Origin of the sequence: Candidatus Poriferisocius sp. (assembly GCF_965219815.1) — a bacterium.
In the GTDB taxonomy this organism is placed as follows: domain Bacteria; phylum Actinomycetota; class Acidimicrobiia; order Acidimicrobiales; family Bin134; genus Poriferisocius.
Genome location: NZ_OZ244791.1, coordinates 2,027,509 through 2,042,794, shown reverse-complemented (window position 1 = coordinate 2,042,794; position 15,286 = coordinate 2,027,509). Strand labels below are relative to the sequence as shown.

16 protein-coding genes are annotated in these 15,286 nt (G+C 64.5%); 4 read left to right on the top strand and 12 right to left on the bottom strand.

What is annotated here, in order from left to right; translation table 11 throughout:
* Nucleotides 1-16: 16 nt before the first annotated feature.
* The 3 genes from ACOQPI_RS09750 to ACOQPI_RS09740 all read right to left on the bottom strand — a co-directional run bounded on the left by ACOQPI_RS09750 (nt 17) and on the right by ACOQPI_RS09740 (nt 3,297).
* Complete coding sequence (locus ACOQPI_RS09750) at nt 17-307, bottom strand: hypothetical protein (RefSeq protein ID WP_420619462.1); 291 nt, start codon at nt 305-307, stop codon at nt 17-19.
* 115 nt (nt 308-422) lie between these two features.
* Complete coding sequence (locus tag ACOQPI_RS09745) at nt 423-1,370, bottom strand: IS481 family transposase (protein WP_420619461.1); 948 nt, start codon at nt 1,368-1,370, stop codon at nt 423-425.
* 103 nt (nt 1,371-1,473) lie between these two features.
* Nucleotides 1,474-3,297 (bottom strand): GmrSD restriction endonuclease domain-containing protein, encoded by a 1,824-nt coding sequence (locus ACOQPI_RS09740; protein WP_420619460.1) that lies wholly within the window; start codon nt 3,295-3,297, stop codon nt 1,474-1,476.
* 450 nt (nt 3,298-3,747) lie between these two features.
* Here ACOQPI_RS09740 and ACOQPI_RS09735 point away from each other — a divergent pair, with 450 nt between their 5' ends.
* Nucleotides 3,748-4,815, top strand: coding sequence for a hypothetical protein (locus ACOQPI_RS09735; protein WP_420619459.1), 1,068 nt, complete (start codon nt 3,748-3,750; stop codon nt 4,813-4,815).
* Entirely contained in the window at nt 4,812-5,660 is an 849-nt protein-coding gene (locus ACOQPI_RS09730) for a hypothetical protein (RefSeq protein WP_420619458.1), read from the top strand. The genes ACOQPI_RS09735 and ACOQPI_RS09730 overlap by 4 nt, the downstream gene beginning before the upstream one ends.
* A gap of 8 nt (nt 5,661-5,668) precedes the next feature.
* Here ACOQPI_RS09730 and ACOQPI_RS09725 read toward each other — a convergent pair whose 3' ends face one another.
* The 9 genes from ACOQPI_RS09725 to ccmA are packed head-to-tail and all read right to left on the bottom strand — an operon-like array spanning nt 5,669 to nt 12,672.
* Entirely contained in the window at nt 5,669-6,760 is a 1,092-nt protein-coding gene (locus tag ACOQPI_RS09725; RefSeq protein ID WP_420619457.1) for a tetratricopeptide repeat protein, read from the bottom strand.
* Nucleotides 6,753-7,244, bottom strand: a complete 492-nt coding sequence (locus ACOQPI_RS09720) for a cytochrome c-type biogenesis protein (RefSeq protein WP_420619456.1) — start codon at nt 7,242-7,244, stop codon at nt 6,753-6,755. Before ACOQPI_RS09720 ends, ACOQPI_RS09725 begins: the two co-directional genes overlap by 8 nt.
* Nucleotides 7,241-7,828: a TlpA family protein disulfide reductase gene (locus ACOQPI_RS09715; RefSeq protein WP_420619455.1), complete on the bottom strand. Its 588-nt coding sequence runs from the start codon at nt 7,826-7,828 to the stop codon at nt 7,241-7,243. Before ACOQPI_RS09715 ends, ACOQPI_RS09720 begins: the two co-directional genes overlap by 4 nt.
* On the bottom strand, nt 7,821-9,782 hold the full coding sequence (locus tag ACOQPI_RS09710) for a heme lyase CcmF/NrfE family subunit (RefSeq protein ID WP_420619454.1): 1,962 nt from the start codon (nt 9,780-9,782) through the stop codon (nt 7,821-7,823). Before ACOQPI_RS09710 ends, ACOQPI_RS09715 begins: the two co-directional genes overlap by 8 nt.
* A gap of 37 nt (nt 9,783-9,819) precedes the next feature.
* Nucleotides 9,820-10,374 carry a cytochrome c maturation protein CcmE gene (locus ACOQPI_RS09705; protein WP_420619453.1) on the bottom strand — a complete coding sequence of 185 codons (555 nt, stop codon included), beginning with the start codon at nt 10,372-10,374 and terminating at the stop codon, nt 9,820-9,822.
* Nucleotides 10,367-10,513 (bottom strand): heme exporter protein CcmD, encoded by a 147-nt coding sequence (locus ACOQPI_RS09700; protein ID WP_420619452.1) that lies wholly within the window; start codon nt 10,511-10,513, stop codon nt 10,367-10,369. The genes ACOQPI_RS09705 and ACOQPI_RS09700 overlap by 8 nt, the downstream gene beginning before the upstream one ends.
* Nucleotides 10,510-11,313: a cytochrome c biogenesis protein CcsA gene (gene ccsA / locus ACOQPI_RS09695; RefSeq protein WP_420619451.1), complete on the bottom strand. Its 804-nt coding sequence runs from the start codon at nt 11,311-11,313 to the stop codon at nt 10,510-10,512. Before ccsA ends, ACOQPI_RS09700 begins: the two co-directional genes overlap by 4 nt.
* Nucleotides 11,310-11,978 carry a heme exporter protein CcmB gene (locus ACOQPI_RS09690; RefSeq protein WP_420619450.1) on the bottom strand — a complete coding sequence of 223 codons (669 nt, stop codon included), beginning with the start codon at nt 11,976-11,978 and terminating at the stop codon, nt 11,310-11,312. Before ACOQPI_RS09690 ends, ccsA begins: the two co-directional genes overlap by 4 nt.
* A complete protein-coding gene (gene ccmA / locus ACOQPI_RS09685) occupies nt 11,968-12,672 on the bottom strand; it encodes a heme ABC exporter ATP-binding protein CcmA (RefSeq protein WP_420619449.1) in 705 nt (234 codons plus the stop codon). The genes ACOQPI_RS09690 and ccmA overlap by 11 nt, the downstream gene beginning before the upstream one ends.
* Before the next feature lie 354 nt (nt 12,673-13,026).
* Between ccmA and ACOQPI_RS09680 the strand changes: the two genes are divergently transcribed.
* Both ACOQPI_RS09680 and ACOQPI_RS09675 read left to right on the top strand, forming a co-directional pair.
* Nucleotides 13,027-14,034 carry a D-2-hydroxyacid dehydrogenase gene (locus tag ACOQPI_RS09680; RefSeq protein WP_420619448.1) on the top strand — a complete coding sequence of 336 codons (1,008 nt, stop codon included), beginning with the start codon at nt 13,027-13,029 and terminating at the stop codon, nt 14,032-14,034.
* On the top strand, nt 14,031-15,236 hold the full coding sequence (locus ACOQPI_RS09675; RefSeq protein ID WP_420619447.1) for a CaiB/BaiF CoA transferase family protein: 1,206 nt from the start codon (nt 14,031-14,033) through the stop codon (nt 15,234-15,236). Before ACOQPI_RS09680 ends, ACOQPI_RS09675 begins: the two co-directional genes overlap by 4 nt.
* Nucleotides 15,237-15,286 lie beyond the last annotated feature (50 nt).

Genomic DNA, 15,286 nt, shown 5'->3' with positions numbered 1-15,286 from the left:
GCCACAAGCGGATCGACTAGGACGGGAGCCGGGGCCGACGCATGTCTACGTAGACGACTTCGATTAGACCAGTTTCATTTAGTCGCTCGTAGCGCTCCTCCCCGTTGCCGATGACAAGCTCTGCTGCAATCGCGCAGACGGCATCAGCGAGCCAAAGGAGCGGCTCAGACTTAGACCGCCAGTCGTATTGGAGTGGGGCATTGTCGGCCCCCCGGAAGGTGTCCAGCAACACCGACTGGTCGCGTTGATTTGTGGCTTCGTCCCCTGACTCGATGATGAGGTGGTCTACACCAATGTCCGCACACATCCGCACCTGGTGCTGGAGGAGGACACTCCGGGCATCTGTCTGACCCTTCCGCCCGACAGAACACCACAGGCAAGTTGCTGTGAGGGCTTCGGCTTCAATCAGCAGGAGCATTCGCTCAATGATCTCGGGCCCTTCCTGGGAGTAGTGGAAGGGCCGTTGTCGTTCTCCGATTACTGCTCGCGCTGCTTGCGCGACAGCGGCGGGGGCGCTGATAAGCACTGTGCTCAGCACGTAATACACCCCCGCGCCTGCCGCAGGCACAGACTTTGCCGTTGGTCTGGGGCCGGTAGGGTCGGGTGCGCCGGTGTTCGGTGCGGTTTTGGGCGAGCGCGTCGGCGAAGGCCTTGGAGGTGAAGTTGCGGCCGTTGTCGGTCATGACCGCGTCGATGCCGACGTTGAGCTTGTTGAACCAGCAGCGGGCGTTGCGCCAGAACGCTGCGGCGGTGTCGCCGCGCTCGTTGTCGTGCGCCTCGACGTAGGCGACGCGGCTGTGGTCGTCGACGGCGACGTGCAGGTACGTGTACCCGAGGCGGCGTTTGCGCTTGGCCTTGGGGGAGCCCCTGCCGTGGACCCGCCACCCGCCGCCCGGGGGCACCTTGGCGACCTTCTTCACGTCGATGTGGACCAACTCGCCGGGGTGGGCCTTCTCGTAGCGGCGCACCCGCTGGCCGGTCGGACGGTCGATCCAGCCGAGGCGGTTCAGGCCGTGGCGGCACAGCACCCGGTGCACCGTCGAAGCAGGCACCCCCACCCGGGCGGCCAGACGCTGCGGCCCCAGCCGCTTGTTGCGCCGCAGCCGGCAGATCTTCTGCTCGATTCGATCAGGGGTCTTCGCCGGAGACGAGCGGGGCCGGCTGGAGCGGTCCGCCAAACCGGCTGGCCCCTCGGCCTCGTACCGGCGCACCCACTTGTCCACCGTCTGGCGCGAACAGCCCATCTGGGCCGCCACCGCCGTCATCGACTGGCCGGCGGCCACCCGCTCGACCATCACCAGCCTCGAATGCGGCGACAACCGCGGACGCGGCGCACCCCTCCGAGCCGTCGCTGCACTACTGTCGTTCACTGAGCCTCCGTTCGCAGTCCGGGATCACAACAGACCCACACTGCCACGGAGGCTCAACCCATCAAAGGACCCGAACCGTCAACAAGGTCCATGGGCATTACAACTAGGCAACAAGGGAACTCTCGTCGAGGACCGCTGACCGGTTGGCTGGCTTACCCATCGCCTCCTCAATCTGAACAACAAGCCGCTCGAATCGCAGCTTGAAGAAGGATCTGAAGTCGTTTCGGCGCAGTGCTGAGGAGTCCACGTCATGCGACTGCAAGATTGCATCAAGCTCAATTGGATCCTTGACATAGCGCTCCTCCAACCTCTCCAGATACTGACTCGGCGCATCCCCTCCGATGATCCTGTTAGTTCGCGCGTCTATAGCGGTCTTGTTCACGACGCTGTCGGCAATGCGAGAGTCAATCTCCTTTTGCGTGCACCATCTCTTGGGGAAGAGGTGATGCACATCAATGTTGTGTTCAAAATAGGCATGCACATCGATTGGCTGTCCGGTACGGAAGTCCCTGCCGCCGCGCAGCATCTGAAGGGCGTACAAGCCCTTGTAGGCCGCACTGTTTCTCGTGCTCAGTGTCAGCAGACGCGTGTCTTGGAACTGCGCTTCTTCAATCGTTCGCGGTGTGGAAACACCTTCGCGAATCCAGGCGACGACGTCTTGGAGATCATTGGCAAACCGTGTCTCGGTGGCACCCCCGTACATTTCGCCAAATACGCCGCACCAGAACCACTGGCGCAGCTGCTGGGACGACGCATAGCCATCTGCTTCATGTCCGAGTTGGGCGAAAATCGCGGAAAGAGGCACAAGCTGGGTGGTGTAAGGCAGATCGCGCGCCGAGAAGATGTGCTCGGAATGCAAGAACTGTGCTGCCCTCAGCACGGCCTCTTCAGCAACTTCGGCCCACTTCTCATAGTCGGCCAAATTGAGGAGCAGCACATCCTTTCGTTTGCATGAAACTGCCGGGGCGCGTTCGCCTTCCTGCCCACTCGCGATGTGTCTGGCCCGCGCCTCGAACGTGGAGAGCAGCGTCACAACCTGCAAGAAATCCGTTGCTGAGAAATGACCCAGAACCGGGTGTTCATCGAACTTCCGCTTGCGTGTATTCCAGTTCTCGCGGAGATTGAAGTCGCTAGCGGCGAACATCGCCGTTAGCAGCTCGAAGACTGTGAGGGATACGCCCCCAGTGTTGACCTTTTCGAAGACCTGGCAGACAGCCTCCTTAGGTGTGAACTTGGCAAGTTCAATGGCTGGCACCTGATAGGAGGTGAAGGGTTTGATTACTTCCTCGGCGAACCGCTTCCAATTCTCCAATCGCTCGGAAGGCTCCCCCAGCCCGTTGATGAGATACGCCATCTGCCAGTCCATCGTCGCGCTCCCGTCTAGAACGATATCCAATGGAAAGTGACCAGCGGCAATTTCGGCCTCTCGGGACGACAAGTTAAGTACTACCCGTCTGCCAAAGTCGGTGGTGACTTTGCGATCTTCGGGCACGCTTACGATGCCATCGACCTCCCGATCGCTGGACCCGTCAATACAGGCGTCGATATTCGCGTAATAGTGACGGTGCATCTCCTGACCACGGGCATCTCGGGTTGGTACCGGCTTGGGGGAGTGTAAGGCCAGGAATAACGATGTAATACGTTGTTGGCCATCAAGGAGCATGAACTCTGGCTCTGGCTTACCATCCACCTCAACGCCCTCCAACAGGCGAGGCCGGAACTTCACGTCGGGGTTTCCGGTACGAAGAGTCATGACCGCACCGATCGGATAAGAGAGTGAAATGGACGCCAGCAAGCTCACAATGTGATTGTCGTCCCAGACCCAGCCGCGCTGAAAGTCCGGGAGTTGGAGCCGACCGGTTGTCGCCATGTTGAGAAGATCCAATAGCGGCTTCTCATTGCTCTCGAATTTCTTCTCCTGCTCCATTCGGTTCTGCTCCCATTGTTGGATGAATCTGTCATATGCCAGCAGGTCGGATAGTGCCGGTTGCACATGGCAAGGCATCACGGATCCAACAGAATTCAAGCATTAATCAAACATTGAGCGGAAGTAAGAGTCGTTCAGCCCAAACGAGAACGCAAGTCAGCGACTAGGCGGACAACCGCCGGGGACAGATTGAGGGTGTTGAGGTGGTCGAGGTCGGAGCGGGCTTGGTCGGGTTGGCCGAGGCCGATGGCCAACCACACCTACCAGCGACGGGCTTTTGGATAGTCGGGGGTAGTTCGTGAGATTGAGATGAACATGGGCCTGGCCGTACTGCTGATAAGTATATTTGTGTGTAATTGGGACTTGCTTGCAGCAAGCAAGTCGATATTCTAGACAATATACCTGCGTAGGAGCGACTCTCCCCCGTTGGCTCGAACCGAGGTCCGATCTATGACACCCAAGACGAACCCCACCGCAACCCAGAGGTTGTTCGACGCGGCAACATCGTCGCTTGACTCGCTCTTGCCTCCCGGTTGGAGCCTCAAGGTGGTCGACCGCTCCATCACTGGTGGTGTGATCCAACTGTCGACATCCGACGGTCTTACCGGCAAGCTGGCAGTGCTGGTCCGCGACAGGCTTGCCCCGAGAGAAACAACTGTGTTGCCGGTGCCCGAGGAACCCACAATCGTTGCCGCAAGCTGGCTCAGCCCGCGGACCCGTGAACTGCTTGTCGAGACTGGCTACGGGTATATCGACCAGACTGGCAACGCAAGGGTGACGGTCAGCCGACCAGGGCTCGCCGTGTACTCAGACGGTGCCAGGCGCGACCCATCTCCCAAGCCAGTGCCGGAGCCCAATATCCGAGGCCCCCGAGCATGGGCGCTGCTTCGGACACTGGCCGAGGTGTTGCCCCCGTACGGAGTGGGCGAACTCGCTAAGGCCATTGATGCTGACCCCGGCTATGTCTCCAGATTGCTAGAAGCCATCAGCGACGAATTGCTCATCACCCGGAAACCCCGAAGACCTGTTGAGCGTGTCGAGTGGCAGCCCATTCTTCACCAGATGGCCACCAGCTATTCGCTGCTCCGCTCAAACGAGACTTCTAATTGGGTCGCCTCAGCAGGTTCCGACCAGTTCCTGAAAGACCTGGCAAGCAGCGGGACAAGGGGTTGGGCAGTCACGGGATCGTTTGGTGCCGCGACGCTGGTCTCCGTGGCCGCGCCAGAAATCGCCGTCGTCTACGCCGACGACCCCGAACTCATTGCCAACCTCACGAAGCTCCACCCCGTCCGAACCGGAGGCAATGTTGTCACTGCTCGTCCTTATGATCAGATCGTGTTCAGACGCACTTGGAACCGAGACGACATCACCTATGCGTCGCCCGCCCAGATAGCTGTCGATTGCCTGACCGGACCCGGACGCATGCCTGCCGAGGGCAATGCCCTGCTCGAATGGATGGACGCCCGAGCCCCTAGCTGGCAGGGAGCCTCCCTACACCAAGTTGCTGAAGTGCCGTGACCGCCGATGGCAACCCCCGAATCGAGTACGTCGAAGCCCGCCGCGTGCTGCTTGATGCGCTGGTTGCGCTTCAACCTCACGCTGATGCAGTGATCCTCATCGGGGCGCAAGCGGTCTACCTCAGAACCGCCGACCGTATGCCCACCTATCAGGCCTTTACCACCGACGCCGACCTGGCCATCGACCCTGGGCAACTTGCCGCTACCCCGCTGTTGGAAGACGCCCTGGCTGCCGCTGGGTTCAACTACAGCGGCGAACCTGGCATCTGGACAAAAAGGGTGCAACGCCCCGACCTTGATGGCCATCTGGACATTCCCGTAGACCTGATCGTTCCCAAGCGAATCGCTTCTAAGGCTGGAAGCCGAGGCGCTCGATTGCCAGGAGGCCATGGAAGATTCTCAGCTCGGAAGACAGAAGGCGTAGAGGGAGCGCTTATCGATCACAGCCTGCTCGAGCTCACCGGCCTAGAGGCAGGAGACCCTCGCCGAGTGAATGTGAGAGTCGCTGGCCCAGCAGCCCTCACTGTAGCCAAGGCTCATAAGCTGGGAGAGAGACTCGACACACCACACCGGCTTCAAGCCAAGGACGCCGGAGATGTCTACCGACTATTCGACGCAACCTCTGTGGCTGAAATGGCAGCAACCGCCAAACGGCTCCTGGCTGACGAGCGTTCGGCTTCTACTGTGCTGAAGGGATTGGGCTATCTGCGCCAGCTGTTTGCAACGCCCCGAAGTCCCGGCACACAACTTGCAGTCCAAGCCCTCTCCGCCATCATCGACGAACCCACTGCGACAACATTCGTGACCGGCTACACCCAAGAGCTAATCCACCAAATCCAGCCTTGATCGTCTCTCTACAGCCTCCTGCGGAGGTCGGCGGATAGGCGAGCGATCTCCGGGGTGGGGTTGAGGGTTTCGAGGTAGTCGAGGTCGGCGATGGCCTGGTCGGTTTGACCGAGGCCGATGGCCAGCCAGGCTCGCCACAGGCGGGCCTCGGGGTTGTTGGGGGCTGCTGCTACTGCTTGGTTGAGGCGGAAGGCGCCTTCGGCGATCTGATCGTCGAGACCGGTCTGGGTGAGCATTACCCCGCTGTAGGTCAGTGCTCCGGGGTGGTCGGGATTATCGGCCAACACCGCTTCATAAACCCGCAATGCCAATGCCGGGTCGCCTTGGCCGGGGGTGGTGGGATCCCATAGGGCGCGGGCACCGACCACTGCGTCATCGGCGGTCAGCCCGAGTTGGTCCAGAGTCCGAAATTGCTCCTGGGCCTGCAACGCAATCTGGCAGAGGGCGATGTTGGTCCGCAGCCCCTGGGTTTCCACCAACTGAGCGATTAGTTCGGGGGGATTGGTGGCGTCGAGTGCAGCCAGCTCCCCGGCCGCGCCGGAGCAGTCACCGGTGCGATACAGCAGGATGGAGCGAAACGCCCGGGCATCGGCATATTCCGGCGCAGCAACTACCGCGTCGGCCAACACATCAGCGGCCTCGGCCTCACGACCCTGCAACGCTAGGAACCACCCCTTGTAGGCCAGCGCGGTCGGGTTGGACGGCGACCGCTCCAGCACCCGGTCGTATATGGCAATGGCCTCCGCCAAGTCTCCGGCTGCGGCCGACTCCTCGGCGTTTCTCAGTAGTCCGGGCACGCTGGTCACCGCATCGTTCCCAGTGATGGTGTCCCCGGAGTGCCGCGACCCCACCGCCCGAGCCAAGAACACCCCGGCCACCACACCCACCACCACCAACCCCGCCACCACTGCGATCAGCTTGCCCCGCCCCCGGCTCTCTGACGCATCGGAATACCCCTGATCGCCCCGAAGCGCCTCAGCCGCCTTGCGGGTATAGCTCCGGCTTAGAACCTGATGGTCCTCCGGCTCCAGGTCACCCGCCTCCAACTCCTGGTCCAGATCATCCAGCGACTCCAGCCAGAACTCCCGCTCCTCATCCATCGGGCCGCTCTCTCATTCGGTTGCGGGCAGATTCAACCAGAGCGCGGTCCTGATCCGAGACTTCTTCGCCAGTCATGCTCGCCCGCCGCCACCGGGTCAGGGTCACCGCTAGCAGCCCGACACCAACCACCAGCCCCACCACCGGAATGACCCAGACCAACCCGCTCACCCCCGACGTCGAGGGCGTGAGGATTACCCAGTCCCCGTAGCGCTCAGCGAACCGGGCCCGGATGTCGTCGTCGCTGTGCCCGGCCACCACCAGACGCCCAATCTCGGCTCGGATTTCCCGGGCGATGGCCACGTCCGACTCCACCACCGACTGCCCTACACACTGGGGGCAAGCAATGGTGGCCCCGATGTCGTGGGCCCGCTCGGCATTGGTGCGGTCGTCGCGGCCGTCCACCACCCCGAACACCAGCATGGTAGCTACCGCCACACCTACCAGGAGCCACGACAAGATCACCTTTCGGCGCCGGGAGATCACAACGGCGCCCCTGCCCGCCCAAGCTGGGCCTCAAGCCCGTCCAGGGTCACGCCGCCAGTGAACTTGGACACCACCCGCCCGAAGGGATCCACCAGATAGGTCTCCGGCACCGCGGTCACTCCGAAGTCGATGGCGGTTCGGCCGGTGTTGGTGATCACCACCGGCCAATCACCGCCTCGCTCGGCAAAGAACCGGGCGATCACGTCCACCTCGTCTTGGAACACGACGCTCACCAGCCGGATATCGGGGTCGCCGCGGTAGCGGTCTTGGAAGGCCACCAATTCGGGGTGCTCCACCACGCATTGCACGCACCAGGTGGAGAAGAAGTTGACCACCACCCATCGGCCTCGCTGCGCGGCCATGTCGAAGCTGCCCCCGTCGAGGGTCGCCCCCGAGAACTCGGGGGCGAATTCGGGCACCGGCGGCCCGCCTCTCCCCCGCTCCGAAACCGCGAACACCACAACAAGCGCGGCAACCACGACGCCGACCGCAAGCACCACCCATCGAACCGTCCGCAGCCGCGGCGGCTGGTCGGGCTGATCGGAATCGACCGGCTGGTCGGCGGGCTGCGACGGCTCAGGCAACCGGCACCTCGCGGTCTCGAAGCGGAACTCCCGGCACCGGTGCCGACACCGGCTGCGTGGGCGAGCGGCGGCGGCCGGGGAAGGCCGAGAACGCCGCCCCCAGCAGCATGATCGCGCCGCCGATCCACAGCCACAGGGTCAGCGGCTGGACGGTCACCCGCAACCCGGCGGGACCATCGGGGCCGTCGGGCAGGTCCAGCACCGCTACTTGGATGTCCCGCACCGGCGACGACTTGGTGCCGGGCGTGCGCACCACGCCGCCATTGGCAAACCGGCTCACCCCCGGCCGCACCACCGAGCCGTCCACCAGCACCACCGCCTCGACTTTGGTCTTGTTGTCAAACACCTTCTCCTGAGTGCCCACATACACGATCTCGTGGCCGCTGACGTAGGCCGTCTGCCCTGGCTCGACGGTGAGCTCGCTCTGGTGCAGATAGCTGTTGCTGGCGGCCAGCGCCACCGCCACCACCACCACGCCGATGTGCACCACCATTCCGCCGTTGGCCCGTCCCACCAGGCCTCGCCAGCCCTGCCGTCGGGTGGCCAACGCCAACTGGCGCACCGCTGCGCCCCCCGCGAAGCCGGCCAGGCCGAACGCCAGCAGCGGGGCCAGTCCCCGAGCACCCATCAGCAGAGCCACCAGTAGCCCGGCCACTGCCGCCCACCCCGGCCACATCAGCCGCTCCGACAGCCGCTCGGCGGTGGTCTTGCGCCACGGCAGCACTGGGGCCACTGCCATCAGGAACAACAACAGCAGCCCCACTGGCATGGTCATCCGGTCGAAGAACGGGGTTCCCACGCTGATCCGGTCGCCGTTGAGCGCCTCCACTATCAAGGGAAACACCGTCCCCAGCAGCACCACAAAGGCGAACACCCCGAACAGCAGGTTGTTGGCCAAAAATGAGGCCTCCCGCGACATCGCGGAGTCGATCTGGCCCGGCGAGCGGAGTCGATCGCCCCGCCAGGCGATGAGACCCACGGTGGCCACCACCACAATGGCGAAAAACACCAGCAACGCGGGCCCCACAGCATCGGCCGAGAAGGCGTGAACCGAGTCCACCAGACCCGAGCGGGTCAAGAAGGTGCCCAAGATGGTGAGCGCGAACGTGGCGCACACCAGCGACAGGTTCCACACCCGCAGCATCCCCCGGCGCTCCTGCACCATCACTGAGTGCAGATAGGCGGTGCCGGTAAGCCACGGCAACAGCGAGGCGTTCTCCACCGGATCCCATCCCCAGTAGCCGCCCCAGCCCAGAACGTCCCACGACCACCACGCCCCCAGGATGATCCCCGCGGTGAGGAAGGCCCAGGCGAACAAGGTCCAGCGCCGGGTCTCCACCAGCCACCCCTCCCCCAGCCTTCCGGTGGCCAGCGCGGCCACTGCGAAGGCGAAGGGCACGGTGAACCCCACATAGCCCAGGTACAGCATCGGGGGGTGCACGGCCATCAGCCAGTGGTTCTGCAACAGCGGATTGGGACCAGGGCCGTTGTAGCCCGGCGGCACGTCCACCCGCCGGAAGGGCTGGGCCAGGTCGAGGTTGGGCCAGTTGAACATCAGCACGAAGAAGAACAAGCACACGATGAACAGCACCGCCATGGCCCACCCCACCAGCGGATCGTCCAAGCGGTGGCGGAACTTCACCGCTACCAGCACCAGGTACCCGGCCAGAATGAGGGCCCACAGCAAGATGGAGCCCTCCAGCGCGGCCCACAGAGTGGCCACGTTGAACAGCGCAGGGGTGGCGTGGCTGCCGTTTTCGGCCACATACGACACCGAGAAATCCCGGGTGATGAGGGCCCGCTCCATGGCGAACACCGATAGCGCGGCTCCGCCCAGCACCAGCCAAGCGCAAAGCTGCACCCGCTGAAGTTGGCGTGCGGCCACCATGAACACCCCGATGGCGGCCGAGGCCATCGCCACCGCGATGCCCAAAACCCCCAGGGTTATGTTCACCGCCTCAGCTCACCCTTCGGGAGGGAGCGGCCGCGAGTCATTCGTATTGCCCGCGCTCTTCGGCGTCGTCGATGCGGTCTTGGTTCTCCACCCGGTAGTCGTTGTCGTGTTTCACCAGCATCCGATCACTGGCGAAGTACCAGCCGTCGTCGGCCGCTCCGGCAAAGGCGCTGCTTCGTACCCAATGGCCGTCGATGACAACGGGCACCTCGGGCTGGAATTGGTCCGACGTCGCCCCGGTGTGGACCACATCGGCCACCACGCCATCGAGGGTCACTGAGAAGGCCACCGCCGGGCGGCCGTCGCTCAATGTGACCTCTTGCACCGAGCCGCTCACCGGCGAGCCGATCATCCGAAACCGGTCGTCGCCCAGCTCTTCCCGGCGCTCCACCGCATCGTCCACCTCGCGGAATACCAAGGTGGCGTCGGCCAGCACCCGCCAAAGGACGAGCCCTATGACTACCGCCACGATGGCCACCACCAAAATCGGCGCCCATCGGCGGATACCCCGGCGGGCAGGGCGGGCAGGGCGGGGGCTGAGGTCCATCGCCTCGCCGGGATCGACTGTGTCCTCGGGGGGAGTGTCAGTCATCGGGCATCATCCAGCGGCGGCGGTTCTCGGGCACCCGCCGGCTCAGCGACCGGCCCCGCACCAGCACCCAACCAGCGTACGCCACCACCGCGGCCACCGATATGCCCCAACCGGCGATGAGATAGCCCAGGTGGGTCATAGATATCCGTCCTGCATATTCGACTCTGCTCGCCGTTCTTCCAAAGCCTCGTCCACTTCGAGCTGTTCTACTTGGCTCTGAAGGTAGGACAGGCGGAAGCGGTGCAGCAGTAGCCAGGCGAACAGCACCATGCCCACCGCAAATGAGAACGACAGGGTGAACAGGGTCTCGTCGCGGATCTTGCGGGCGATGAGGGTGGATTGCTGGTGCAGGGTGCGGTTCTCCCACCAGTCCACCGAACGATTCACAATCACGATGTTCACCGCCCCCACCAGGGCAATTACCGCCGAGCGACGGGCCTTCACCGCAACGTCGGCGGGAATGCGGCGCACCGCCAGATAGCCGATGAACACCAGCACCATCACCAAGGTGGTCACCAGCCGCACATCGCCCCACTCCCACCAGGTCTGCCAGGTGGGGCGGCCCCAGATAGAGCCGGTCACCAGGGTCAGGACCCCGAACAACACGCCGATCTCGGCCGAGGCGTGGGCCATCATGTCCCACCAGTCGGTACGCCACCGCAGATAGGCCAGGCTGGCCAAAAAGGTCAGTCCGAACCCGGTGTAGGCCAAGATGGCCGACGGCACATGCACGAACATCAGGCGCACCGCGTCGAACTGGCCCACCACGTCGCCCTGCTCGGTGATGCGGGTGTCCTCGGGCACCCAGGCAAAGGCCAGCGCCACCAGCACCGCAAAGCCGGCCAGCGTCAGCCAGCCCAGCACTTTCGTGGCCCTCGACGAGGTGGTCGCCGGGATGCCGTCGCCGGTCCCCGTCGACTCGGTGGTTGCCGTGGTCACGCTTCCTCCAAGAGAGCCCCGTAGCTCAGGGCTCCGAATACCCCATAGATTGCGGCGAAACCGGCCAAAAGGCCCAACCAGGCCCAACCTTCGGCACCGGCCACGCCGAACGCGTCTTGGAACGCCCGGGTGGCGCCGATGAGCACCGGGGCCACCACCGGCAACAACAGCACCGGCAGCAGGGTTTCCCGCACCCCCAGTCCGGCCACCAGCGCCCCGTACAGCGTGCCCGCGGTGGCCACCCCGGCGGCCGCGGCTAACCCGGCGCACACCAGCAGGCCGTAGCGGTGCACGGTTACGTCGAACAGCAGCACCACCCCCGCCGCCAACAGCACCTCCAGCACCACCAGCTGCACGGCAATGGCGGCCGCCTTGCCCCCGAACACCGCAATGGGGTCGATGCCCGACAACAGCAGCCGATCGGCGGCCCCGTCGGCCAAATCCACCGCGAACGAGCGGCCGATGGCCAGCAGCGCGGCCAACAGCACCGTCACCCAGAACAGCCCAGGGGCATAGGTGCGCAGAGCCTCATGGTCGGTGTCCAACGCGAAGGCGAACAGCACCAGCACCGTCACCGCGAACGGCACAATCTGATTGAGCCCCACCCGAGAGCGCATCTCAATCCGCAGGTCTTTGCCCGCGATCAGCCATGCATCACGAAACACGGCGGTCGTCCTCCGCATCTGACGGGGAGTTCGGGCTCTGCGACTCAGTCGGGTCGTCACCCCGCACCACACCCCCGACCACGCTCACCACCCGGGGCTCCAGCACCGCAATGCGCTCCAGCTCATGGGTGGCCAACACCACCGTGGCCCCCGCCGCAGCTGCACCGCGCACCAGCGCATCCACGGTGTCGCGAGTCTGCTGGTCCAGGCCGGCATGGGGCTCGTCCAGCAGCCACAGCTCGGGCCGGCGCACAACCAGAGAGGCGATGGAGGCCCGCCGCCGCTGCCCGGCCGACAGACGCGCCACCCGGGTGTCGGCCAGCCGCCCGGTAAGTGAGAGCCGCTCGAGTGCCTCATCGACGTCTTGGCGGCCTGCCCCCGCGGCTCGGGCCCAAAAGACCACGTTCTCGGTAACCGTGAGGTCGTCGTACAGCCCAGTGCGATGGCCCAACAGAGCCACTCGACGGCGCACCATACGCCGCTCACTAGCCAGATCGTGGCCCAACACCCACCCCTCGCCCGAGGACAGCGAGCACAGCCCGGCGCACAACCGCAGCAGGGTGGTCTTGCCGGCTCCGTTCGGTCCCTTGAGCAGGACGATCTCCCCCGGCGTGATGTCGAGATCAACTCCGGCCAAGGCGGGAAACCGCCCCAACAACGTCACAGCGGCCCGGAGCCGGACAGCAGATTCCACAACTCCACTCAGACTACAAGGGTGCTATCCCATCGCAGAAACCAGGGAATCCGCAGCATCCGCTTCCCCAGCTAGCCAAAATCCCTCTAAAGATCGAAGCAACCCGAAAGATCAGATAATTCGCTTGCCCACCGCTAGGTGTGGGACTAGCTTTCGGAACTAGCCCTAACGGGCGGGGAGAGTGGACCTCCCCGCCCTAAGGCTTGCCCTAGCCAGGGGCAAGCCCTGCTTGGAGTATTCCAGTGGGGCTTGCCTGTGTCAACAGTGAATGAAACTGGCTGAAATATTCTAAAATAGGCGACACTGGCAGCCCGCTGACCTTTGCCCGAACAGCAATGCCCTAGCATCAACGGCGTGTTCGCGCTGGTGACCGAGAAGGCCTATGAGCAGCACCGGCCCTACTTCGACACTCTCGACAACGAAGGCCGCGGTCTCCAGTGGCTGCGTCTGGCCGACGACGGCCAGCTCCACGGCCCTTCCGATGCCCACCCTGAAGTGGGGTGGCTGTCGAGCGATGTGTTCTTCGGCGGGCTCATCGAACGGTTCTTCGAGATCGTGGAGGCCGCGCCCGACTTTCGCTGGCTCCAGTCGGCGGCTGCCGGGGTGGACCTCGAGGAATACCAGCGGCTGATGAGCCGAGGGGGCCGCATGTGCAACGCCCACCTCACCGCTATACCCATCGCCGAATACGTGCTGCGGGCTGTGCTCGACGTATTCCAAGATGCTGGGCGCTGGCGGGCCGCCCAAGTCGATGGCCGCTGGGAGCACCACAATTTCCGGGAGGTATGGCGATCCCGCTGGCTGATCATCGGCCTCGGGGCCATCGGCGCCGAGACCGCCCGCCGAGCCCGAGCGTTCGAAGCCCACGTAACCGGCGTGCGCCGCCACCCCCAAGGCGACGAGCCGGTGGACGCCATGATCTCACCGGCCGAGGTGCCCGCGGCCCTGCCCGAGGCCGACGTGGTGGTGCTAGCCGCCCCCGCCACCCCTGAAACCGAGAACTTGGTGGACGACGACTTCTTGTCAGCCATGAAACCGGGATCGGTGCTGGTGAACATCGCCCGAGGCAAGCTGGTGGACGACGAAGCCCTGCTGAGGGCCTTGGAGGGCGACCGCCTGGCCGCCGCCGCCCTCGATGTGTTCAACACCGAGCCCCTGGAACCCGGTCATCCCTACTGGACCCACCCCAAGGTGGTGCTCACCCCCCACTCCTCTGGAGGGGGTTTCGGGCGCTGGGATCGGGGCGCGGAGTTGTTCTGCGACAACCTCCGGCGCCTGCTGGCCGGTGAGCCGCTGGTCAACGAAGTGACGTCGATGCAATTGCTCACCACCGACCTCCCCTTCGCCTTGGGCAGCCAATGACGCAACCCGCAGGAGCGCTAGCCGGCCTTCGGGTGCTGGACATCTCGTCGTTTCTGGCCGCGCCGCAAATGGCCACTTTCTTGGGCGACTTCGGCGCCGATGTCATCAAAATCGAGCCGCCATCCGGCGAGGCCCTGCGCCGCATCGGGGCCAGCCGCAACGGCGAGTCGCTGGTGTGGGCCATGGTGTCGCGCAACAAGCGGGTCATCACCTGCGACCTGAACCAGCCTGAGGGCCGCAACATCCTCCGCCAGCTGGTAGCCGAGGTCAACGTGCTGGTCCACAACTACTCCCCGGCCATGCTGGAGCGCTGGGACTGCACCTGGGAGCAGCTGCGGGCCCTCAACCCCGGCCTAGTCATGGCGTCGGTCAGCCCCTACGGGCACACTGGCCCGTTGGCCGACCGGCCCGGTGCGGGCACCATGGCCGAGGCCTTCGCTGGCCTCACCCACATGACCGGAGAGGCCGACGGCCCGCCCATGCTCACCTCCATACCACTAGGCGACACCCTCACCGGGATCTTCGGCCTCATCGGGGCGCTGGTGGCCTGCTACGGCCGGGATGTGAACGACCTCGGCGGCCAGCATGTGGACGTGTCGATGTACGAGCCCATATTGACCCTGATGGGCAGCACCCTGGCCGCCTGGGATCCCGACAGCAACGATCCTCCACCGGCACGATTCGGCTCCCGCTTGGAAACCGGCGTCCCCCGCAACATCTACCGAACCGCCGATGATCGCTACCTGTGCCTGTCGGGCACCACCGACCGCCAAGTGGAACGCATCCTGACCCTGACCGGTCGTGACGGCCCCGAAGACCAGGCCAAGTTTGCCCGCATGGCCGATCGCCTGGCCCACAACGACGAACTCGACACCCTGGTGGCCGACTGGATCGCCCAGCGCCCGCTGGAAGAAGCCCTCGCCGTGTTCGTCGAGGCCCGCATTCCCGTGGCCCCGGTCCACGACCTGTCCGGCCTGCTGGCCGACGCCCAGGTGCAGGCCAGAAACAGCGTCACCCTGGTACCCCACGAAGTGCTGGGATCGGTTCCCATGCCCTCCCCCGCCCCCATCCTGAGTGAGACCCCCGGCACCATCAACCACCCCGGGCCCCCGATAGGCGCCCACAACGCCGAGGTCTACTCCGAACTGCTCGGCTGGAACGCCAACCGCTTAGCCCAAGCCAAAGCCGACGGCCTGGTCTGACTATTCTTCATCCACTTCGTCAGGCGCTCGCCGCGCCGGTCCCAAGAAAG